The sequence below is a fragment of the Amycolatopsis sp. NPDC059657 genome, from assembly GCF_042734395.1.
Classification (GTDB): Bacteria; Actinomycetota; Actinomycetes; order Mycobacteriales; family Pseudonocardiaceae; genus Amycolatopsis.
Genome location: NZ_JBHWEB010000114.1, coordinates 1 through 23356 on the forward strand (window position 1 = coordinate 1; position 23356 = coordinate 23356).

The 23356-nt window shown below is 69.0% G+C and carries 12 protein-coding genes; 4 read left to right on the forward strand and 8 right to left on the reverse strand.

The genetic code is table 11. The annotated features are described in order from the left end of the window. Positions 1-129: 129 nt before the first annotated feature. Positions 130-2646: a M14 family zinc carboxypeptidase gene (locus ACFV15_RS38685; protein WP_378357185.1), complete on the forward strand. Its 2517-nt coding sequence runs from the start codon at positions 130-132 to the stop codon at positions 2644-2646. Positions 2647-2892: 246 nt separating this feature from the next. Here ACFV15_RS38685 and ACFV15_RS38690 read toward each other — a convergent pair whose 3' ends face one another. Then, the gene (locus ACFV15_RS38690; protein ID WP_378357187.1) at positions 2893-3708 is read right to left on the reverse strand and encodes a siderophore-interacting protein; all 816 of its coding nucleotides are present in this window, start codon (positions 3706-3708) and stop codon (positions 2893-2895) included. 74 nt (positions 3709-3782) lie between these two features. On the opposite strand from ACFV15_RS38690, the gene ACFV15_RS38695 reads away from it, so the two are divergent. Then, entirely contained in the window at positions 3783-4556 is a 774-nt protein-coding gene (locus tag ACFV15_RS38695; RefSeq protein WP_378357188.1) for a TetR/AcrR family transcriptional regulator, read from the forward strand. Positions 4557-4588: 32 nt separating this feature from the next. On the opposite strand, the gene ACFV15_RS38700 is transcribed toward ACFV15_RS38695, so the two are convergent. From ACFV15_RS38700 to ACFV15_RS38710, 3 genes are read right to left on the reverse strand one after another with little or no spacing between them, the layout of a single operon-like run. Further along, positions 4589-7477, reverse strand: coding sequence for an AAA family ATPase (locus tag ACFV15_RS38700; RefSeq protein ID WP_378357189.1), 2889 nt, complete (start codon positions 7475-7477; stop codon positions 4589-4591). 55 nt (positions 7478-7532) lie between these two features. Next, positions 7533-7706: a hypothetical protein gene (locus ACFV15_RS38705; protein WP_378357190.1), complete on the reverse strand. Its 174-nt coding sequence runs from the start codon at positions 7704-7706 to the stop codon at positions 7533-7535. Positions 7707-7728: 22 nt separating this feature from the next. Next, complete coding sequence (locus ACFV15_RS38710) at positions 7729-10464, reverse strand: type 2 lanthipeptide synthetase LanM family protein (protein ID WP_378357191.1); 2736 nt, start codon at positions 10462-10464, stop codon at positions 7729-7731. Positions 10465-10715: 251 nt separating this feature from the next. Between ACFV15_RS38710 and ACFV15_RS38715 the strand changes: the two genes are divergently transcribed. Together ACFV15_RS38715 and ACFV15_RS38720 are read left to right on the forward strand one after the other, a co-directional pair. After that, positions 10716-11378, forward strand: a complete 663-nt coding sequence (locus ACFV15_RS38715) for a LuxR C-terminal-related transcriptional regulator (protein WP_378357192.1) — start codon at positions 10716-10718, stop codon at positions 11376-11378. Then, positions 11375-12088: a thioesterase II family protein gene (locus ACFV15_RS38720; protein WP_378357194.1), complete on the forward strand. Its 714-nt coding sequence runs from the start codon at positions 11375-11377 to the stop codon at positions 12086-12088. Before ACFV15_RS38715 ends, ACFV15_RS38720 begins: the two co-directional genes overlap by 4 nt. A gap of 59 nt (positions 12089-12147) precedes the next feature. Here the strand turns inward: ACFV15_RS38720 and ACFV15_RS38725 are convergent, their stop codons facing one another. From ACFV15_RS38725 to ACFV15_RS38740, 4 genes are read right to left on the reverse strand one after another with little or no spacing between them, the layout of a single operon-like run. Next, a complete protein-coding gene (locus ACFV15_RS38725; protein ID WP_378357196.1) occupies positions 12148-12726 on the reverse strand; it encodes a TIGR00730 family Rossman fold protein in 579 nt (192 codons plus the stop codon). A gap of 10 nt (positions 12727-12736) precedes the next feature. Then, positions 12737-13900 (reverse strand): Zn-dependent hydrolase, encoded by a 1164-nt coding sequence (locus tag ACFV15_RS38730; RefSeq protein ID WP_378357198.1) that lies wholly within the window; start codon positions 13898-13900, stop codon positions 12737-12739. A gap of 12 nt (positions 13901-13912) precedes the next feature. Next, on the reverse strand, positions 13913-14875 hold the full coding sequence (locus ACFV15_RS38735; protein ID WP_378357200.1) for a TauD/TfdA family dioxygenase: 963 nt from the start codon (positions 14873-14875) through the stop codon (positions 13913-13915). Positions 14876-14880: 5 nt separating this feature from the next. Then, positions 14881-23352: an amino acid adenylation domain-containing protein gene (locus ACFV15_RS38740; protein WP_378357202.1), complete on the reverse strand. Its 8472-nt coding sequence runs from the start codon at positions 23350-23352 to the stop codon at positions 14881-14883. Between the last annotated feature and the right edge of the window lie 4 nt (positions 23353-23356).

Consider the following 23356-nt stretch of genomic DNA (forward strand, 5'->3'; position numbering starts at 1 on the left):
TCACGGTTCTAACCGGCCGTACCACTCACGACCCCGAGGTACCCGCCGATCGTCGGATCTTCGCGAAACGGTCTTGCGCGGGCTGTCGGCGAGGCGAAAGACTGGCCGGACTTTCGCTGGAGGTGGCTCTTGTCGCGTTCTGCCCGTACCGCGTTCTTGGCCCTGCTGCTGGCCTTCACCACGGTCGCCGCGCCCGCGCAAGCGGCACCACCCGATCACCTTCCGCCACATGAACCGGCCAATGGTCCTGACCGCAACGAAATCCCGGCCACCGACACACCGTTCGGCGCGCTCGTCGCGGCGAGTGGCGAAAACCAGCCAGGTGACCACGCGGGGTATCCGCGCAAGACCCGGCTCCGGACGTACCCGGAGAACCCGGCCGACAAGTCGATCAAGCTCGGGCTCGCGCCGTATCACTCGCTCGCACCCAAGCTCAATGCCTTGCAGGCCAAGAGCAACCGGGTCTCGGTCGAGATCGCCGGGCAGTCGGGGCTCGGCCGCGACCTGTACCTGGTCACGCTCACCGCGCCGGAAAGCCCTGCCGAAACCCGGCTGCAGGACCGCTGGCGCGCGGAGATCGAGAACGACCCGGTGCGCGCTGCGCGTGACCCGTTCCTGAAGTTCGGCTACAAGACGCCGGTCTGGATCAACAACAACATCCACGGCAACGAGTGGGAAGGCACCGACGGCGCGCTGCGCGTGATCGAGCGGCTGGCCACCTCGAACGACACGACCACGCGGGAATTGTTGCGGCGCAACCGGTTCTACTTCAACGTCACCGCGAACCCGGACGGCAGGGTCGCCGGTGTCCGGCAGAACGCGAGCGGGTTCGACCTCAACCGCGACTTCGCCACCGGCTCGCAGCCCGAGGCGAGGGCGATGCGGCGGATCGTCGAGACCACGCAGCCGCTGATGATGCTCGACGAGCACGGCTACGTCACCAACACGCTGATCGAGCCGACCACTCCGCCACACGGCCAGAACTACGACTTCGACCTCTACATCAAGCACAGCTACGCCAACGGGCTCGGCATGGAACAGGCGGTCAAGGCACTGGGGCACCCCGAAACCGCCAAGCCGGAGATCCCGTTCCGCGACTATCCCGAGGGCGTCTGGGACGGCTGGGCGCCGATCTACACCGCGCAGTACTCGATGTACCACGGCGCGATCTCGTACACCATCGAAATCCCGATGGACGTCAACAGCGAGTACGAGACCACTCCGGCCGCCGAGCTGCAGCGGCGCGCGAGGATCAACACCGATGTGGTCGAGGCGACGATCGGCACCACGATCGGGTACGTGGACCAGCACCGGGGCGAGCTGATCTCGAATCAGATCGAGATCTTCCGGCGTGGCACCGCGGGTGAGCCACAGCGGGAGATCCCGGACGGTTTCGTGCCCGGCTTCGGCCCGGAAGACCGCTACCGCACGGAATTCCCGAGGGCGTACGTCATACCTGCAGGCGCGGACCAGCGCTCGGCGACAGCCGCCGCGCGGCTCGTGGATCACCTCCTCGTCAACGATGTGCGCGTGAAACAGGCCGACCGGCCGTTCACACTCGCGGGCCGCCGCTACCCGGCCGGTTCGTACCTGGTCGACATGCACCAGCCCAAACGCGGGCTGGCGAACGTCATGCTCGAAGCCGGTAGCGACATCTCGGCCAAGGTACCCGTGATGTACGACATTTCCGGGTGGAGCCACCGCCTCCTGTGGGGCGCTTCGGTCGACATCGTCAAAGACAGCGGGCTCGACGTCCGCGCACACGAGATCAACGCGGCTTCTCCCACCGGCGGCGTCGGCGCGGCTCCCGGCCGCGATCTGGCTCTCAAGCTCAACGACAGCAAGGAAGCCAGCGCTGCCAACGATTTGCTGAACCGCGGGATCCCGCTCAAGCGCACGGCCGACGGCACGATCGTGGTACCGGCGAGCGCCCGCCCGGCGGCGGCCGAGGTGGCCGACCGCTACGGCGTCCGGTTCACCGAGGCCGACGGCACGGCGACGCCGCTCACGCGCAAGACGCTCGCCGCGGCCGTCGGCCCGGATGAGCTGAAAGTGTTGCGGGACATGGGCTTCGACGTCCGGCCGGTGTCGACGGCCGTGCTCAACGCCGGGTTCGACTTCTCCCGCGTCGATCTGCTGTTCGTGTCTTCCGGGCTGCGCTACGACCAGCTCACCCCGGCGGCGAAGGACTCACTGAAGGCGTTCCTGGCACGCGGCGGCGTGATCACGCGCGGCGCGACCGGCGCGAAGTTCAACACCGACGCGGGCCTGCTCGCGGCACGTCCGGTCGCGGGCTGGGAGGACGGCAACGGCGTCGTCTCCGTGGTCAACGGCGGCGGGCCCGTCGGCACCGGCGCGCTGACCACGTCGTTCGTCTACGGCCCGTTCTGGTTCACCGACCTCGGACCGGGGGTGAACGCCGACCAGCGCTACGCGGACGGCAAGCCGCTGGTCGCGGGGCATTGGCGGCCACGGGACAACGGCAGCGGCGGCCAGCCGCAGGCCGCCGGCCAGGCGGCGGTCGTCTCGGGAACGTCGGCGCTCGGCGGCAAGGTGGTGTTGTTCGGCACCGAGCCGATGTTCCGTGACCACACGAAGGGCCTGTACGCCCAGGTCGCCCGCGCGATCTTCTGGGCTGCCGGTTGAGGGCCTGGCGCTTCAGGTGAGTCACTCTTCGCGAAAGGAGGAATCTGGACGTTGAGCGGCCAGATTCCTCCTTTCGCTCCCCCTCGGCTCGCCCAGCCGCCGGCCTAGCAAAGCTAGGTTCGCGACGCGGCCAGAGCAGATGAGGGCCTAGTTCACCACGCATAGCTTGGTGAAGGCTCCCTTCACAACGCCGAACTTGGTGAGGGAGGCCCTCACCAAGGCAGCCCAGAGCACGTCACCCATTCGTCAGCCGCTGACGCGTTCCTGCGCCTCGGCCAGGTCTTCGGGTGTCGGGGCGTCGTCCTGGGTCAGCTTGAGCCGCCAGTACCCGGCGAACTCGATCGACTTCTTGGCGACGCCCCGCGCGACCAGGTCCCGGCGCAGGGTACGCACGATCCCGGCTTCGCCTGCCAGCCAAGCGATCCCGGGTAGTTCGGCGTCGCGCACCGCGTCGACGAGCAGCGTGCTCTGCCCGGCTGGAACGTCGCCACGGTGCAGCCAGTGGACGTCGGCGGTGAGCTGCTGCTCCTCGAGCGCGTCGGCGACCTCGATGAACACGTCCGCGTGCGCGCCCTCGGGCAGTGACTCCAGCAGGGTCCCGATGGCCGGGAGGCCGGTCTCGTCGGCGGCGAACAGGTAGCGATCGGCCTCGCCGAGCGGCTTGGCGTAGAGGGCCGACGGGCCGTAGCGGCCGAGGGTGTCACCAGGTTCGGCGGACATGGCCCAGAGCGAGGCCGGGCCGGAGTCGCCGTGCAGCACGAAGTCGACGTCGATGGTCCCCGCGACCGGGTCGGAACGCCGGACGGTGAAGCTGCGCATCCACGGCCGTTCCTCCTCCGGGATGGCCATGAACGCCTGATACCAGCGCATCACGTCGGTCGCGTCCTCGGCCGGGAGCGTCGGCTTGGACTGGCCCGGCCGGGGAAAACAGAGCTTGAGCTGCTGATCCGGCCAGGCCGGGAAGTCACGCAGGCCGTCACCGGTGAACGTCACCCTGGTCATCCGGGGTGTCAGCCGCCGCACCTCGACGACGTCCAGCAGTCCGGCCAACGATTCCGCCATGAGCTCACCCCTGATACTTTATGCCGTAAAGAGTTACTCGACGAGGTTACTTTACAGCGTAAGGAGATGCAATCTTGGTCGTCTTCGCGGGTCAGGGCGATGCCGGTCATTCGATGGCCTTGCTGTGGCGCACCACCGAACCGGCGAGCCGTCCCGGTCCGAAACCGGGCTTGAGCGTCGAGGCGATCGTGGCGGCCGGGATCGCCGTCGCCGACGCCGAGGGCATGACCGGGCTGTCGATGCGCGCGGTCGGCGACCGGCTCGGGCGGACGGCGATGGCGCTCTACACCTACGTGCCGAACAAGGGCGAGCTCATCGACCTCATGTACGACACCGCGCTGGCCGAACTCCCGGCACACTACGACGGCGAGTGGCGGACGGCGGTGCTCGCGTGGGCCGACGACCAGTGGGCGTTCTACCTGCGCCATCCCTGGATGCTCCAGGTTTCGCAGGCCCGGCCGGTGCTCGGGCCGAACGGTTACGTCAGCCTCGAAACGCTGCTGAGCGTCCTCTACCGCAGCGGCCTCTCCTCGCCCGAAGTCCGGCGGCTCGCCGGTGCGCTGACGCAGCATGTGCGCGGTGGCGCGCAATCGGTCGCGGAGGCGCGGGAGGCCGCGAAGGCGACCGGGGTGACCGACGAGGACTGGTGGATCGCGCGGTCGTCGCTGCTGCACGAGGTCGCGCCCGACTTCGCGGACCGGTTCCCGCACGTGAGCCGTCTCGAAACGGAACGCGATCCCGTCAGCCTGGAAGAACCGGAGACCTTCTGGGAGACGGAATTGAGGAAAACCTTCGAATTCGGCCTCGCGGCACTCCTCGACGGCGCCAGCGTGTCAAAAGGGTCGTGAGTGGTATGGCCGGTTAGAACCGGCCGTACCACTCACGACTCGTGTTTCGCGAATTCGGAGAGGGCGGCTCGGTCTTGCTGGTTCGACTTGGCCATGAGGCTGGCGACATGCTTTTCGACCGTGCGGGGCGAGATGTGCAGACGCTGCGCGATGTCCTTGTTGCCCATGCGGTCCGCCAAGAGCTGCAAGACCTCGTATTCGCGGACGGTCACGCCCGCCGCGCGTAGCTTGCCGGGCACCTTCTCCAGCCCGGTGCGCCGCTGCTGGACGGGTGCGCCGATCTTGCGCAGCAGGCCGCGGCACGCGCTGCCGACCGCCGGGATGGACACCTGGTGGAAGTACTCCTCGGCCTCCTTGAGCCAGGTCACCGGGTCGCCCCAGCCGTCGGCCGCCGCCGATTCCGCGACCAGCCGCAGTCCGAGATGCCGGGCCATCGGATACAACGCCGACGCCTCCATCGCGGCCGCGGCCGCCTTGTTCGCCTGCTCGGCGTGCCCCTGCCGCCCGAGCAGCACCGCCTGCGCCAGCCCCACGAACTGCCGGTTCCAGCGCATCCGGCTCACCGCCGAAGTCACGAACCGGTGCCCACTCGCGCCCGAGTCGTCCGCGAGCACCTCCATCAGCACGCGCAGCCCGTGCTGACCTGACAAGTGGAACCGGCTCGGGTTCGCCGCCTCCAGCTCGACGACCTGGGTCAACTCGCGGACGGCGCGGTCGGCGTTCTCCTCCAGCAGCGAGCAGAACACCCGCGCCAGCCCGATGCACAGCACCATCTCCTGCGCCGACTCGCCGCCGGCGCGGTGGAAGTCCTCGAGCGCGACCTCCATGCCGTGCCGGTTGCCCTGATGCGCCGCGGCCATCGCGCGGGTCATCTGCGCGTACTGCGACAACGCCGTGAGCTGCAGGCGCGCCAGCACGGCCATGTTCTGGTCGAGCAGTTCCAGCGCGCGCGGGAACTCGCCGCGCATGATCGTGTGCAGGATGCGGACCGAGTCGACCGCGCAGGTCAACGGGATCGCACCGGTGCGCTGCGCCTCCGCGCGTGCCAGGTCGAGCGTGCGTTCGTCCCCGTTGGCCAGCACCTGATGCCCGCCGAGCCGCACCAGCACCTGGGTGCGCCAGTGATGCAGCTGGTTGTCCTCGGCGATCCGCCTGGCACGCTGGAAATACTGCTCGGCCTCGTCGAGGTCGCGTTCGAGCGCGACCATGCCGAGCGCCTGCAACGCCTGGCAGGCCACGATCGGCGAGTTCGCGCGCTCGGCGTAGCTCCACGCCTGCCTGGCCAGCTGCTCGGCACGCCTGGTGTGGTCCGGACCAGGCACGTCGAGCCAGAAATTGGCCTCCACCGCGTCGATCGCGGCCTGCTGCGCCTCGGACATCTGCGCGCCCAGCGGTGCGCGCGCGGCCTCGATCTGGTTCATGCAGTCGTTGTGCCTGCCCGCCATGTAAGCGACCCAGGCCAGTTGGGTGTGCAGGCGCGCTGCCCGTTCGAGCATGCCGATCTCGACGAAACTGGGCGAGAGCTGCACCGCTCGGTCGAACTGCCCGACCTGGCCGAGCGCGTGCAGCAACGACTCCAGCACGTCCGCGCGGTCGGTCGGCGGCGCGCTCGCCAGCAGCTCACGCGCCTTGGTCAGCAGCGTCACGGCCGAATCCGCCGCGCCGGTCTCCAGCGCGCGGCGCCCGGCGTCGGCGAACAGCCGCCCGGCCGCGTGCTCCTGGTGCGCGGTCAGCCGCAGCGAGGCGACCAGCACGCAGAGTTCACCCGGCAGGCCCGGGTACTGGGATTCGACGGCGTCCGCCGCGCGCTGCGCCAGATTCGCCTTGCTGGCCGGGGAAAGCCGGGCCAGCAACGCTTCCGCGGTCAGCGGATGCCGGAACGCGTACCAGCCCAAAGTGGTCTCGTCGGTCGTGACGAGCTGCGCCGCGACACCGGCGCTCAGGTGATTGTGCAGGGTGCGATCGTCCATTCCGGTCACCGCCTGCACCACCGACAGCGGGAACCGCCCGCCGACGATCGCGGCGACCGCGAGCAGCGTCTCCCCTTCCGGGCCCAGCTGGTCCATCCGCGCGGCGATGCTGTTCACCAGCGCGGCGGGCACCCGCGCGCGCAGTTCGCCGACGACCTGCCAGCCGTCACGCCCCTCGACGAGCAGGCCGTCGTTGAGCATGCCGTGCAGCAGTTCCTCGACCACGAAAGGGATTCCGGCGCTGTTGCGCCACAACAGCTCCGCCGCGGCCGCGGGCACCTGGCCCGGCTCGACCTCCAGGCAGGCGCTTGCCAATCGTCGGATGTCCCCGCGATCGAGCCTGCTGAGTTCGAGCATGGTGCAGGTTCGGCGCTGTTCGGCCGAACGGGCCAATCTCAGTGCCTCACAAGGCTCGTTGCGCAGAGTGCCGACGAGCAACGCGCCGGTGGACGCGAGATTGTCCACTAAGTACTCGAGGATGAACAAGGTCTCCGCGTCGGCGTCCTGCAGATCGTCGAGCACGATCAGGCAGCCACGCTCGCGGCCGGTGACCGACAGCAGCCGGAACACCGCTTCGGCCAGCACCACCAGCGAGGCGCCCGGCCGTTCGCCCCTGATCCAGTCGGGGACGAGCTGCGCCAGCACCGGGATGTAGGCGTCGAGTTCGGGTACGTCCGGCGGCCGCCCACCGCGGAAGTGCGACAACAGGGCCTCGGCCAGCGGCCGGAACGGGACCATCGGGCCGATCGAACTGGCACGGCCGCGCAGCACCGGCATGTCGGCGGCGACCGCCCGGCTGACCGCTTCCGCGGCCAGCCGGGACTTCCCGATCCCGCCTTCGCCGACGAGGAACACCGCGCCACCCCGCGTGGCACGTGCCTCGTCGGTCGCTCGCCAGAGCTCGCCGAGTTCGCTGTCCCGGCCGATCACGCGTGGCGAACGGATGCCCATTTTTGCGACTATATGCGACGTCCGGGCGATCGCGGCACCGTCTGCGGGCCCTGTCTCAGAAAAGAATGGAGCTGACGACCGACGGGTCGTCGAAGGTGGCCATCGTGTTCGCGCTCAGTCGCGGCTTCGAGCCTGCCAGCGCGTGGTTGCGGGCACCGACCCGGGAGGCGATGGGCAGCTCGATGTCGCCGACGGAGTTGGCGGCCGCGTGCAGGTCGTTCTCGAACATTGATATTTCTCCCTCTTTTGTGTTAGTGCAAGGTAAGTACGGATGGGACACGGTCGGCGAAACCGAGCCGCAGCAGGCCGTAGCCGATGCCGGCGAGTCCGGTGAGCAGACCGGGTGAGGAGACGGCGCCCGGGGTCCCGCAGCGCGCGCCGTTCTGCTCGATGGCCGAGACAAGACGACCCGCTCTGCGGTTGACAGCGGCGGCGGCACCTGGGTGACCACGTTCGGCGAGCACGGACAGTACGTCCACGATGCCGAATTCCCCATGGCACAGGCTCAGATCGCGCAACGGCGCCTGGCCCGCCAGTACCGGAACGAGGTCGCCCGGGTCCGCGAGAGCCAAGCCCGCGAGCCCGGAGCACCAGCCGTGGCCGGTGACCGAGTGAACTCGGTCTCCCGCCACGCCCGTAGTAAAAGAGGCGCCCAAGGCCCACTGGATACCTGCCGCGCCACGCGCAAACCCAGTATTTTCAACGGTTTCCGCCTGCTTCAGCGCGGCGGCGTACTCGCTGGCGAGGTTTCCCGCCGCGTCGAGCCCGGTATACGAGTGCACGGCCGACATCGCCGCGACCCCGCCGGCGAGCCCGGTGGTGAACTGGGGCGGCAGGTCGGCGCGCGCGGCGGGCATGACCGCGACAGTGCGCTCGGTCAGGCCGAGCAGCGACGGGTCGTCCAGCAGCTTTGCCAGTCGTGCCAACGCGTACGCGACACCGCCCAGTCCGAGCAGTCCGCCGCAGCCGGCGGCTTCGGCGAGTTCGGGATCGGCTTCGAGCTTGCCGAGCAACCCAGGAATCGGGGCGAGCGCACGGGAAGCGAGTTCGTGGTAGGTGCCGAGGCCGGTCAGTTCGGCGAGCTGCGCGAGGAACAACGCGACGCCGGTGTACCCCTCGCCGAGGCTCGCGCCCATCGGCAGCACGGTCCAGTACAGCTCGTCGACGAGCTCCAGCCCGAGCCAGTTCGTGCGCTGCTCGTCGGAGAACGCCCGCGCGACGATCTGGTCGGCGACCCCGCACGCGGCGGCGAGCAGCCTGCCGGGTTCCGGGGACGCGGACAGGCCGGTCTCCGGCATGGTTTCGCTGCTGTGGTGGACGATTCCGGTCGGCCTGGTCGCCAGCGCCGCCGAGATCAGCCACTCCTGATCACGCCGGTCGACGGTGTTCAGCGAAGCGAGCTTGCCGCCGACGACGGCCAGCGGGGCGTCGTCGAGCAGGTCGTCGAGCCTCCGCCCTGCCGAATCCCACAGGTGCCGCGCGCCGGGCTTCGCGGTGAACATCGGGACGTCGCCGTCCCACAGGTCCGCGATCTCGCTGGGCGCCAGCCGCTTCCGCGTGGCGTCGCCGATCGAGTCGTCCCAGACCAGCGCGAACGCGCGGTCACGGGCGGCGGCGTCACGCAGCAGGTCGGGGTGCGTGGTCTCGTCGAGGAGCCTGGCGTAGAAGTTGGTGGGGCGCGCGAGGACGCGGATGACGTCATCGGCGCACTGGCCGAGCAGATCACGCAGCTCGGCCGCGCCGCTTTCGATGGCGTCGTACCCGATCCTGAAGCCCGCCAGCAGCGCGGCGCCGTGCTCGGCCGGTTCGATGTCCCGGTCATCGAGAGTCGGCCGGTTGAGCGAGGCGGCGAACTCACCCGGCGCGCGGGTGATCCGCATCCGGTCGGTGCCCGCGTCTAGCCACTCGACGTGATCGGTCGGGAAGGTGCCGCCCTTGCCGCCGCCGAGCCCCGAGATGTCGACCGCGCCGTGCTCGCCGACGAACATCTGTGGCAGCAGGCAGGTGCGCAGCACCGAGCGCGACACCGCGCCCGCCGCCGGGTCGACGGCCTCCCCGGTGACCGGAAGCGCCGGGTGGAAGAGGGTTTCGATGTCGATCAGCACCGGCTGGGCGCCGCGGGCGATCAGGTTCTCGAAGTGCACGTCGGCGCCGTCGATGGCGTAGAGCAGCGCGAGCAGGATGCCTTCGCGGCGGTAGAAGCGGTCGACCTCGGTCAGGTCGGCACACGGCTGGTGCTCGACGAACCGCAGCCACCCGTAGCCCGGACGGACCAGCGCGTCGACTGCTTCGAGCTCCAGACCGGGGATGCGCTTGTTAAGCCAGCGGACAACCTCCGCGAAGCGTGTGTGCAGCTCAAGCGGGCGAGGCTTGTAGATGACCTGCTGACCACTGGAGAACTCGAGCAGCTTCACAGTCCGGCCACGCTGGTGCGGGTCTCCGCCGCCAGAGACCTTGACAAGCGTGCCGAGTTCGTCGACGACGGTGCCTTCGAGCGCCTCGCGGTCATCCGCGAAGCGGCGCAGGAGCTCGAGGTAGGCCTCGGAAGCGTGCAGGCAGGCCTGGCTGACCAGGCGTCCGAGCACCGGGTACGCGGTGAACAGTTGCGGCAGGTTCTCCCCCGCCTGGCGCACGAAGTCGCGGAAGCGGTCCTCGGCGGTCTCGCCGGTCAGCTTGCCTCTCGCGCGGGCCTTGTTGAGTTCGAAGACCAGCGTGCGCGCCGCGAACGAGCAAACGCGCAGGCTGAGCTGCTCGGCCAGGCAGCGGCTGACGGCTTCGAGGTCGACTCCGGTGACGGCCGCGGTCTCGATCGGGCGGCAGGCCGCGTCGATGAGGGGACGGAACACGGAGGCGAAGGCGGCGCGCCAGTCCGCGGGCACGGGCCGGGGCGACACGTCGAACGGACCTTCGGCGAAGGCCGCCCAGCCGGGGCGTCGATCGGCCGGCTCATGCGCCGCCAGGCCGTTGGCCCACCAAGTTGAACTCACGGGCTAGAGACTGCCATCGGGAGACGCCGGTCACATGGGGGTGAGTCCCCCATGTTTTGCGCGCGGCGGCGCCTGGGGGTGGGGATGGGGGCGCGGACATGGGGGAAAGTGACCTCCGCGTGCCTGAGCGAACACGGCGTGTGGTCCGAAGTGCCCGTTTCGCCTGGTGGCAAATGTAGGGTGCGCACCCCGATGTGCCGCAACTCCGAACTTGCCACTCTGTCATCAGCCGAACCCTTGGGGAGTACGAGATGACGGAAACTCGCATAGTGCTGGTCGCGGACGACTCGTTCGTCCGCGGTGGCATCGGCGCGATCCTCGGGAGCGAGCCGACGTTCCGGATCGTGGGGGAAGCGGGCACGCTGCGGGAGGCGTGCGCGCTGGGTGCGCGGCTCGCGCCGTCGATGTTCGTGATCGACATCGGCTCGCTCAAGGACAACGTCGTCGAGACCGTGAAGGAACTGAGCGCGAGCGGCCGGTCAGGCCCGATCCCGGTGGTGCTGCTCCTCGGCGCGGACACCGCGCAGCTCGACCTCGACGTGCTTCGCCTCGGCGGCTGCGCGATCATCCGCCGCCGCACCGCCGCGGCCGAACTGGTCGCCGCCGTCCGCATGGTCGCGGCCGGGTATCTGCCGATCGAGCGCGCGCTGGCGGAGCGGCTGGCCCTCACCCTGCCGCAGCTCGGCGCGCACGCGCAGGCGAGCGCCCAGCTGACCAAACGCGAGCGCGAGGTCTTCCTCCTGATCGCCCGCGGCATGTCGAACGCCGAGATCGCGGCCGCGCTGACCGTCGCCAGCTCGACGGTCAAGTCACATGTGCAGGACATCTTCAGGAAGCTCGGCCTCCGCGACCGCGTGCAGGCCGTGATCTACGCCTACGAATCGACCATGGCATTGAGCGGGAGTGTGGGATGACCGGACGTTGGCTGCTGCGCAAACCCTCCGTCGACGCTTCGGCGCGTGTCTTCTGCTTCCCGTACTCGGGCATGGGCGCGTCGATGTTCTCGCGCTGGCCGCGTGCCATGGGTGACGTCGACGTCTGCCTGATCCAGCCGCCGGGGCGGGAAAACCGGTCCCGTGAACCGCATTTCGGGGACTACGCGTCGTTCGCGTCCGCGGTCGCCGAGTACTTGGAGCCGTACCTGGATGTGCCGTTCGTGTTCTTCGGGCACTGCGCGGGTGCCTTGCCCGCCTTCGAGACGGCTTGCTCGCTGGCCGGGCTTGGACTGCCTGTACCTTCGCGGCTCTTCGTGTCGGCTCAAGTGGCTCCGCATGACTGTCCGCATGACCGGTTCCTGGATCTGACCGACGCGGAACTCAAGGCGGAGCTGGAGAATCTGGCCGTGCTGCGTGGCGGTAGCCCGCATCCGGCGTTGATCGAACTCGCGCTCGAGGTGCTGCACGAGGATCTTGAGGTCAACCGGGTGTACCGGCGCTCCGAGCCGGTCTCGATCCCGAGTGCGATCACGGTCCTGCACTGGTCGGCCGACGTCGAGGTGACGGCCGCGCAACTCGAGGGCTGGAAGGACTACTCGGCGTCGACCGAGTTCGTGACGCTCGTGGGCGGGCACTACGAGTTCCTGGCCGCCCCGCAACCCTTGCTGGACCTGCTGAAGGACTCGTGAGCGTTGCGGGGTCGTGAGTGGTATGGCCGGTTCTAACCGGCCATACCACTCACGAGCCCTTAACCCGTGGCGGCCAGGGCTCCCGAGGTAGTCGCCGCTTCCAGGTGCCCGGCGATGGCGTCGATCGTGGTCACGTCGCGGACCAACGCGCGGTCCGCGGCCGACATCATGCCTTCGCGGACCGCGTGGTCGAGCAACCCGAGCAGGCCGTCGAAGAAGCCGCCCGCGTTCAGGACGATGACCGGCTTGCTGTGCAGGTCGAGCTTGGCCCAGGTCGAGATCTCCATCAGCTCGTCGAGCGTGCCCATCCCGCCGGGCAACGTGACGAAGGCGTCCGAGAGGCGGTACATCAACGCCTTGCGCTCGTGCATCGAGCGGACCACGACCAGTTCGACCTGCTGTGGCTGGTCGCCCTCCGCCCCGAGCAGGTGATGCGGGACCACACCCGTCACGTAGGAACCGGCGTCGCGGGCCGAAGACGCGACGGCTCCCATCAACCCCGTGCTGCCGCCTCCGTAGACCAGGTCCATCCCGGACGCGCCGAGCCAGGTTCCGAACTCCTCGGCCAGTTCCAGGTACTGGGGTTTGCTCGGCTTGGCGCCGCAGAACACGCCGATCCGCCGATATTTCGGAAGCATCTCACCACTCCTAATGCAGGTAAACGGGTTTCGGCAGGGTCTGCTCGATCTCGACCAGTGTTTCCAGCAGCACTTGCGCGCCTTGGACCAGCAGCGCGTCGTCGGTGTGCTCGGCTGGCGAATGGCTGATGCCGCCGGTGCTCGGGACGAACAGCATCGCCGTCGGCACCTTGGAGCTGATGACGCTGGCGTCGTGGCCGGCGAAACTCACCAGCCTGCCGGTGGGGACGCCTTGGCGTGAGCACGCCTGCTGTATCAAGTCCACATAGGACTCGTCGAAGCGCACCACCGGCTTGTGCGACAGGCGTGACACCTCGACGGAGCACTTCTGCTCGCGGCCGATCCGCCTTGTCAAAGCCAAAGTACGGTCACCCGCCGCCAAAAGCGCGAACTCCGAGGCCGCGCGGAACTCGACCGTCAGGTGCGCCTCGCCGGGCACCACGTTCGGCACGCCGGGGTGGAACTCCATCGCGCCGACGTTGACGACCATGGTCTCGTCGACCTCGTCGGCGGTCTCCCACAGATGCGAGGCGATCTTCGACGCCGCGCGCCCCGCGTCGTGCCGGTTGATCATCGGCGTGGTGCCCGCGTGGTTGGCCTCGCCGCGGATGACCAGCAGATACCGGTCGACGCCGACGATGCCGTCCACCACCGCGAGCTCCAGCCCGGCGTCCTCCATCCGGGGCCCCTGCTCGATGTGCAGCTCGACGTAGCCGGTGATCTCCTTGATGTGCTCGCTGACGCTCAGCGCCGTCGAACCCACGAGACCGCCGTTGGACGTCGGCAGCACACCTTCCTCGTCCCAGAACGCGACCGTCTGCAACGCCGACGCCGACGGATGCCCGGCCTCGTGCAGGGTCCGCAGCACCTCGATGGCCGCGAGCGCCCCGTAAGCACCGTCGAGACGGCCGGCGGCGGGCACGGTGTCGGTGTGCGATCCGGTGAGCAGCCACGGGCCGCGTGACCCGCGCTGCTTGCCGAAGACGTTGCCGATCGGGTCGGTCCACGATTCCAGGCCTGCCGAGGTGATCCGGTTGGCCAGCCAGGTCCGTGACGCCAGGTCGGCGGGCGAGCCCGCGATCCGGTCGACGCCGCCGTCGTCGCGCCCGCCGAAGGTGGCGAGCTCCGCTAGGTCGTTGAGCAGGCGCTGGGGAGAAATCCGCAATGAGCTCATGCCATCCCAATCTCAGGTAAGAACGTTGCCGCCCGCGTCGCGGATGAACCGCGACCGGCGGTGGTCGACATGGACGAAAGCCCGCTGCAGCCAGCGGTCCTGCCCGTCATAGCGCGGGACGAAGGCGGTGCGCCCGTGCAGGGTGACCCGGTTGTCGACGACCGCGAGATCGCCGGCGGACAGCACGATCTTGGTGCGGACCGCCTCGATGGCGCCCCGCAGCGCGAGGAACGCGGCCGCGGCGGCCTCGTCCATCGGCCGCGTGTTGCAGAAGTCCACGCGGATGTCCGGATCGTCGAAGGCGCCGCTCAGCGCCGGGTGCACCGGGTTGCCGCCCGCGCCGCCGAAGGACGACGGCGGCGTCGACTCGAACCGGGGCTCGCCGAGTATTCGCCGGTGCACCAAGGAAAGCAGGGGTAAGGCGTCCCGGATGGACGCGACCTGCAAACCGGCCTGGTCCTCGTGGTCGTTGCGCAGGCAGAGCAGCGAGACGAAGTCGGGGCGGTACTCGTGGTGCACGTTCTCGACGTGCATCTCCAGCATGATCGAACCGGCGTTGCTCTGGTGCGTCTCCTGGCCCGGCACCGGGACCACGTTCTGCACCAGCGCGCCGGACTTCTCGTTGCGGAACGCGACGACCTCACCGAGCGAGAACATGCAGAGCGTCAGCACGGCGGCGGACAGCGTCGCGTTCCGTTCGACGGAGCCGGGAACGTTGGGAGTAGGGACATCGGGGCGGACCGGCAGGCCGCGCAGGTGGAGCACGCCGTGCGGGCCGGGGTCGGCGCGGAAGCGCCGGAGGTGTTCGCGCAGCCGGCCGGGGATGTGGCAGGAATAGTCGCGGGCCGCGGCGATCCACTCCAGGTCGTCGACCCTGCCGGGTGCGACCGTGGTGAGCTGCTTGGCCAGCAGCTCCATTTCGGACTGTTCGCTGGCGTCGAGCACGAAGGTGCCGGAATCCAAGGACAAGGTCATTGCTCTCACATCTTTCCCGTAGTAAGCGAGCCGCCGATGATCGCCCGCATCCAGTGCCCGGCACCCGCCACCCAGCGCAGCTCGGGGTGACTGCGGGCGACCGAGACGGCCACCCGGTCGATCACTTCGGCGCCGTTGTCGCCGTTGGTCATCACGACCAGGCCGGTGCCGGAGGACAGGTCCGAAATGGACATCGAGCGGAAGCCACGGTTGTCGCCGACATGCCCGAACAGCGGGCCGCTCTCGTCGAGCACCGTGCCGAGGCCGTAGCCGAAGCCGACCTGATCGGTCAGCATTTCCTTGAGCAGTGCGGGACCGAGCAGCGTCGGCAGTCCCATCGCGAGCCGCGCGAGGTCGCTCGGCGTCGTCCACAATCCGGCGGCCGCTGCCTCCGGGACGACCCGCCACTCACCGGTCACCTCGGCGGCGAACGGATGCGCCGGGTCGAAACTGCTGTGCCGCATCCCGAGTGGTTCGAACACCAGCCGCTTGGCCAGCTCCGCGAACGACTCGCCGGTCAGCTCGGTGAGCACCTGCTGGACCACCGAGAAGTGGCTGCCGGAGTACCGGAACGCGCCGACCTGACTCGAATCGACCCGCACGGCTGGAGTATTTCCCTGTCCATTGAGGACGTCCACAAGCGACGGCCATGAACCGGAGTTGTCATACCCCTCGTACCAAGCCGGGGTGAGACCCGCGGTGTGCGTCAGCAGCTGCCGCAACGTCGCGGAAGCGGGCTGGTCGTTTTCGTCGAGCAGCTGCCATTCCTTCAGCGAGACCGGCGCGTCGAGATCCAGTCCCGAAGCCAGCGCGGCCACCGTGGCGACGTGCTTGCTCACCGAGCCGCACTGGAAGGCCGTCGTCGCGGTCAGGCCGTCGCCTGCCTGCCAGGCTTCGATCGAGCCCTCGGAGAACACCGCGATGCTGACGCCCGGGACATCACACTCGATCAAGTCCTTGTCGAGCCCGGACTTCTTGCTCGCACAGTGCGAGATCAGCGTTCCGAGATCTGCGAGGTAGTCCTCGGCGAGCTTCCGTACTGTCGACTCCTCGTGCATGCGGTGCGAGTACAGCCAGCTGACCTGCAACTTCCCGTCCTGGACGGCCGCGCTGATCTCCAGCGGGTGCGACCGGGCGCAGCGCCCGCTCCGGCCGATGGTCAGGTCGTCCAGCTCGCCCGCCTCGTCGGAGCCGCTGAGCTGCCCGTGGTAGTTGAAGATGATCTGCGCGCCCGATTCACCGTGGCCGAGCAGTCCGTAGCCGATGCCGTTGTTCGGCGTCGGCCGCAGCCATTCCTTGGCCGCGCCCATGATGTCGTCGGGGCGGCGCGACGCGGGCAGGTCGACGCTGACCGGGTGCCAGGTGGTGAACCAGCCGACCGTCCTCGACAAGTCGACTTCGGCGCCGGGCAGGTCCTCGCGGCCGTGGCCCTCGAGGTCGACCAGCAGCCGGTCGCCGCCGGTCCACCGGGTGAGCGCCATGCCGAGCGCGGCGAGGAGCACCTCGTTGATCCGCGTGCCGTACACGGTGGGCACCTTGCGCAGCAAGGCTTCCGTGGCCACCTTGTCCAGCGACACGGTGACCATGCTCGTGTCGGCGACGGTATTCGCGGACGACTCGTGGTCGACCGGGAACTCCTGGCTCGGTGAGATCGCTGACCAGTAAGGTTTCTCGGCCGAGAAGTCCGCTGTGGACAGTCGGTCCGCCCACTGCGCGAACGAGATCGTCTCCGGCAGCGAGACCGGCCGGCCTGCCGCGAGCTGCTCGTACGCCGTCTCGACGTCCGAGCGAATGATGGGCCACGACACCGTGTCGACCGACCAGTGATGCACGGCCAGCAGAACCTGCTCGCCTGCCACCAGCGCACGCAGCAGCGGACCGTTCGCGAGGCTCATGCTCTCGTGGAGCGCACGAGCGTCCGCCAGCGATCCCTCTGTGACCAGCACGGAGTCTTCACGAGGCGCGACATGCTGCCGCCACTCACCGTCCACAAGCGACACACGCAACCGCAGCGCGTCGTGGTGATCGACGACCGCGAGCAGCGCCCGCTCCAGCACGACGGGCCGCAAACCCTTGATGGTGAACAGGTCCCACTGGTTGTAGTGGTCGAGGTCGAGGTGCCCGGCGCCGTTGACCCACCACTTCTGGATCGGGGTCAGCGGGATGCCGTCCGTGCGGACCTCGGCGACCACCTTCCTGGCGGGCTTGGCGCCGTCCACGGCCGCGGCGAGTGCCGCGATCGTGGTGTGCCGGACGGCCAGGCGCGGCGTCAGCGCCAGCCCGGTCTTCTTGGCACGGGCCACGATCTGGATGGTCAGTATCGAGTCGCCGCCGAGCTGGTGGAAGTCGTCGTGCAGGCCGACCCTGCCGACGCCGAGCACGTCCGACCAGATCGCGGCCAGCGCCCGCTCGGTCGCGGTGCCCGGCGCGACGAACTCCGTCGCGAGCTCCGGGCGCAGCACCTCGGGTTCCGGCAGGCGGTCACGGTCGACCTTGCCCGCCGCCGTCAGCGGCAGCTCGTCGAGCACCACGATCACCGCGGGCACCATGTACTCGGGCAGCACCTCGGCGAGGTGTTCACGCAGGCCGGTCGCCGTGCCGACCACGTACCCGACCAGCCGCTTGTCGCCGGGGGTGTCCTCGCGGGCCACGACCACGGCCTCGGTGACCTCCGGGTGGGTCAGCAGCACGGCCTCGATCTCGCCCAGTTCGATGCGGTAGCCCCGGATCTTGACCTGGTTGTCGATGCGGCCGAGGAAGTCCAGCTCGCCGTCCGGCCGGACGCGGGCGAGGTCACCGGTGCGGTAGAACCGCGCGCCCGGTTCCCCGTTGAACGGGTCCGGCAGGAACTTCTCGGCGGTCAGGCCTGGCCGGTCCAGGTAGCCGCGTGCCACGCCGACGCCGCCGATGTACAGCTCACCGACCACGCCGACCGGAACCGGCTGCAGCTGGGCGTCCAGCACGTACATCTGCATGTTGGCGATGGGCACGCCGATCGGCACCGGCACCGACTGGTCGAAGTCCTCCGGTACACAGTGGACGGAGCAGCCGACGACCGTCTCGGTCGGCCCGTACTCGTTGATGATCCGCGCGCCCGGCGCGATCCGGCGCCATGCCGCGACCGTTTCCGGCTTGACCTCGTCCGCGCCGACCACGAAGGTCCGCACCGACGAGACCGCGCCGTCGGTCCCGATCAGCGATCGCAGTACGTCCAGGTGGCCAGGCGTGATCTTCAGCAGGCTGAAGTCACCCGGCGCGCACAGCCGGTCCGCGAGGGTCTCCATGCTGCGGTCCTCCGGCAGCAGGGTGACGCTCTTGCCGCCGATGAGCGGCAGGAAGAAGTTCGGGACCGACAGGTCGAACGCGATCGAGCCGAGCATGACCGCGCCGTCCGCGCCTTCGAGCCCGTAGCCGCCCTTCGCCCAGAGCAGGTAGTTGACCAGGCCTTCGTGCGTGACCAGCACACCCTTCGGCCGCCCCGTCGAGCCCGACGTGAACAGCGCGTACACGAGGTTCGACGGCTCCAAAGCGCGAGAAACCGGCGTGCGCGGTGCCTCGGCGATGCGTTCGGCGTCGTAGTCGACGCGTACGGTCAGCCCGCCGAAGTCCTCGCAGAGGCCCTCCTCGGTGATGAGCACGCCGGCCTTCGTGTCGTCCAACACGAACCGCCGCCGGTCGGCCGGATGCGCCGGGTCGAGCGGCACATACGCGCCACCGGTCTTGACCACCGCGAGCAACGCGACGAGCTTGTCCAGCCCGCCGGTCAGGCACACCCCGGTGAACGCCTCCGCCCCGACACCGTGATCCACGAGCACGTGGGCGAGCTGGTTGGCCCGCGCGTCGAGTTCGGCGTAGGTCAACCGGGACCCGTCGATGTCGACGACGGCCGTGGCCTCCGGAGTCGCCGCCACCTGCTGTTCGAACAGGTCAGGCAGGGTGGTGGCGGGCATCGGCATGGCGGTCTGGTTGTTCGCGGAGAGCACGAACTCCTGCTCGCCCTCGGGCAGGTAGGTGGCGAGCGCGTCGCCGAACGGGTCGGCGGCCATCGACTCCAGCACCGCGCGGTACATCTTGCCGAGGCGCTCGCGGTTGGCGGTGGTCACGTCCTGCGGGCGGCTGATCAGCGCGAGCAGCCCGGGGTGCGTGGTGACCGACAGCGGGAACTCGTTGGGGCTGTCGTCGATGCTGGTCTCGACATCGACCAGGTCGGTGTCGAGCACGTGGAAGTCGAGGTAGTTGAAGTAGACGTCCGCGAGCCGCTTGCCGCCCGCGTACTCGCGCTGCATCTCGCCGAGCGGGAAGCGGCGGTGCGGCCACATCCCGATTTCGGTGTCGAACACCTGGCGGACGAGTTCCATCCAGGTGCGAGCGCCCCGCTTGAACGGGAACGGGACCGTGTTGATGAACAGGCCGAACACCTTGTCCGCGCCGGCGATCTCGGGCCTGGTGTCGCAGATCAGGCCGGACGAGAACGCCTCCTCGCCGGTCAGCATGCTCATCACTTTGAGATGCGCCGCGTGCATCACGCTCTTGAGCGGCACGTCCGCGCGCTTGGCCAGTCCCTTCAGCCCGTCCTGCAGATCCGTGAACCAGACGTAGGTCTGCTGGATCGTGTCCTTTTCGGACCCGCCCCACGCGGTCGGCAGCGTGAACTTCGGGTGGTTCGTGACCATCGAGCGCCAGTAGTCACGGTCCTCGGTGGACTCCAGCGCGGAGCGCTCCAGCCGGACGAAGTCGGCGTAGCGGATCGACGGCAGCGCGGGCGGCTCGTACGGGACACCGTCGCGGAGCCCGGCGTAGCGGTCCAGCACCTCCATGATCATCGTGTTGAAGCTCCAGCCCTCGAGGATCGGGTGGAACTCGGTGAAGGTCAGCCACCAGCCGCCCTGATAGGCCCTGGTGAAGAAGCGGATGAGCGGAGGCTTGGCCAGGTCGAACATGTGGTTGCGCTCGGCCGCCATCATCTCGCGCAGCGCGGTTTCCTGGTCCGCGTCGGACAGGTAGGAGAAGTCGAGTGAGTCCACCTTGATCGACGCGCTCGGGTGCACGATCTGGATCGGCTCGGAGTAGCCGGTCAGGTCCATCGAGACGCGCAGGATCTCGTGCCGCGCGACCACCAGATCGACCGCGGCCTGGAACAGCTCGGCGGAAAACGGCTTGGGGTCGCGGATCCGGAACGAGGTGACGTTGTGGTAGTTACCGTCCACTTCGGACGACTGCATCTCGAACAGCATGCCGACCTGCACGCGGGACAGCGGGTACGCGTCGACCACGTCCGCGGGCAGTCGCTCCAGGTCGACCGGATTGAGCAGCTCGAACGGCTTGACCGGCGGCGCGTCGAGCCGGTCCGCGCTGCGCTCGCCGAGCGCGGCGACGAAGCGCGCGACCGTGCGGTGCTCGAACACATCGCGCACCGAGACGTCGAAACCGGCTTCACGCAAGGCACCGACCAAGGCGACCGCGCGGATCGAGTCGCCGCCCAGCTCGAAGAAGCTGTCGTGCACACCGATCACCGGCGCGCCAAGGACTTTCTGCCAGATCTCGGCCACATCGGACTCGACGCCCGCCTTAGGCGCGACGAACTCGGTCGCGGTCCGCGACTGCCGGCCTGGCGCGGGCAGCGCCCGGTAGTCGACCTTTCCGTTGCTGGTGACCGGAATCTGGTCGAGTTCCACGAAAGCGGCCGGGATCATGTACTCCGGCAACCGCGCCGACAGGAACGCGGCGAGATCCCCGACCGGGCCGTCTGCCAGCACATACGCGACCAGCTCCGCCCCGCCGGGACCATCCGTCCTGGCGTCGACGACCGCGGTCTGCACGGCCGGGTGCTCGGCGATGGCGTTCTCGACCTCACCGCGCTCGATGCGGTAGCCCCGGATCTTGACCTGGGTGTCCCGCCGTCCGACGAAGTCGAAGTCGCCACCGGGCAGCACCCGCGCGAGGTCACCCGTGCGATAAAGCCTGCTGTTCTCCGCGAACGGGTCCGGCACGAACTTCTCGGCGGTCAGGCCGGGCCGGTTGCGGTAGCCGCGAGCGACGCCGACACCGCCGACGTACACCTCGCCGATCACGCCCTGCGGCACCGGGCGCATGTTCTCGTCGAGCACGTACGCGGTGGTGTTCGGGATCGGCAGGCCGAGCGAGACGAGGTCCGCTTCGACCGGGCCGTCGACCTCGTGGCACGAGTTGCCGATGGTGATCTCGGTCGGCCCGTACTCGGACGCGACCCGCGCGCCGCTCCAGCGGTTGGCCAGCGTGTTCGTGAACGCGTCACCGGCCGCGATGACCATGCCCGCCAAGGAAGCGCGCTGGTCGGCGTCGAGCTGGGCGGACAGCAGTTCCAGGTGACCGGGCGCCATCTTGACGAAGCTCAACGGTCCCGCGGCGAGCAGCAGCGAGCCCAGGTCGGCCAGGTCGAAGCCGTCGGGCAGCAGGTTGACCGGGCGGCCCAGCATCAGGCTGGTGTAGAGGTTCGGCACCACCAGGTCGAACGCGACCGAGGAGAACAACGCGGTGCCGCCCTCGGCGGTCGCGTAGGTGTCGATCGTCCACAAGAGATAGTTGGACAGTCCTCTGTGGTTGATCAGCACACCCTTGGGCTTACCGGTCGTGCCCGAGGTGTAGATGATGTACGCGAGGTTGTCCGGGTCGACCTGCACATCCAGGTCGGACGAGTCGTACTCCGGGATGTCCGCCAGGAACTCGCGGTTGATCACGATGTCCGCGCCCGCGTCGCCGAGGATGTAGGCGAGCCGGTCGGCCGGGTGCGACGGGTCGAGCGGCACATACGCGCCACCGGTCTTGAGCACGGCGAGCAGCGCGGTCACCAGCTCCGGGCTCCGCTCCAGCTTCACGCCGACGACCGACTCCGGCCCGACCCCCAGTGATTGAAGATGACGGGCGAGGCGGTTGGCGTTGGCGTCGAGCTCACCGAAGGTCGTCTTCGAGGAGCCGGAGATGATCGCGACCGCTTCGGGATCCTTCCGTGCGCGGTCGGCGATCACCTCGTGCACCGCGGGCCAGGTCATGGGCTTGGCGGTGTCGTTGGCGGCGACGATGAGCCGGTGCAGCTCGTCGTCGGTGACGTACTCGGCAGCCGCGACCGAGATCTTCGGGTCGGCGGTGACGCTGGTGAGCAGCCGCTCGAAGTGCGCGGCGGTCCGCTCCACAGTGGACACGTCGAACAGGACGCTCGAGTACTCCAGTACCGCGTCCATCGCACCGTCCGGCGCGTCCGTGACCTGGAGGTTGAGATCGAACTTCGCCGTCTCCCAAGCGGTTTCGACCGCTTGGGCGGTGAGGCCGGGCAGCTCGAAGCCGCCGGATTCGGTGTTCTGGTAACCGAACATGACCTGTACCAAGGGGGTGCGGGACAGGTCACGCCCGGAGTCCAGCTTGTTGACCAGTTCTTCGAACGGCACGTCCTGGTGGTCGAAGCCGTCGAGCACGGCCAACCGGTTTTCGCCCAGCAGTGCGGCGAACGACTGGCCGTCCGTCCACTGTGCACGCATGACGAGCGTGTTGACGAAGAACCCGATCAGGTTCTGCACCTCGGGCAGCGCACGGCCGCCGACCGGCACGCCGACCGCGATGTCGCCGCGGCCGGTGTAGCGGCCGAGCAGGACCTGGAACGCGGTCAGCAGCACCACGAACGGCGTGGTCTCGTGCTCGGCCGCGAGCAGCCGCACGGAGTCGGCCAGCCCGGCGGGCAGGGTGAACCGCACCGCGCCGCCGTCCGAGGTGCGGATGGCGGGACGCGGCCGGTCCGTCGGCAGCTCCAGCGGCACGATCCCGGCGAGCCGCTTGGTCCAGTACTCGACCGAAGCCGCGGCCTCGCCGCTGTCGAACCGCGCACGCTGCCAGGCGGCGTAGTCCGCGTACTGGATCGGAAGCTCGGGCAGTGACGCCTTCTCGCCGGTCGACGCCTCCTGGTAGAACGCGCCGAGTTCCTTCCAGAACACCGATTCCGACCAGCCGTCGTAGGCGATGTGGTGAAAGACGGTGACCAGCAGGTGTTCCTCGGCCGACAAGCGGATGAGATGGAAGCGGGCGGGCGAGTCGAGCGCGACCGGTGTCGCGGCGAGCCGCTCCACCAGTTCGTCGGCGTCCTGCGGGCGCTCGGACAGGTCGGTGTACGCGAACGCCGCGCCGCCCTCCCCGATCACCTGCACCGGCTCGGTGCCGTCGAGCCGGTACCCCGTGCGCAGGATCTCGTGCCGCCGCACGACCTGCTGCCACGCGCGGTGCAGCGTGCCCGCGTCGAGCGGGCCACGCAGCCGCAGCACGGTCGGCACCAGGTTGTCGGTGGCGTTCTGCTCGACGCGGTCGAGGAACCACAACCGGCGCTGCCCGAACGAAAGCGGCAGGTCCTTGGCCCGGTCGGCCTTCGGGATCTTGGCCTTCGGCGCTTCGCGGCGCGCTCCGGCAAGCCGACGCTGCAGCAGCTTCTGCCGGAAAGCATCCATCTCGATAGTCATGGGT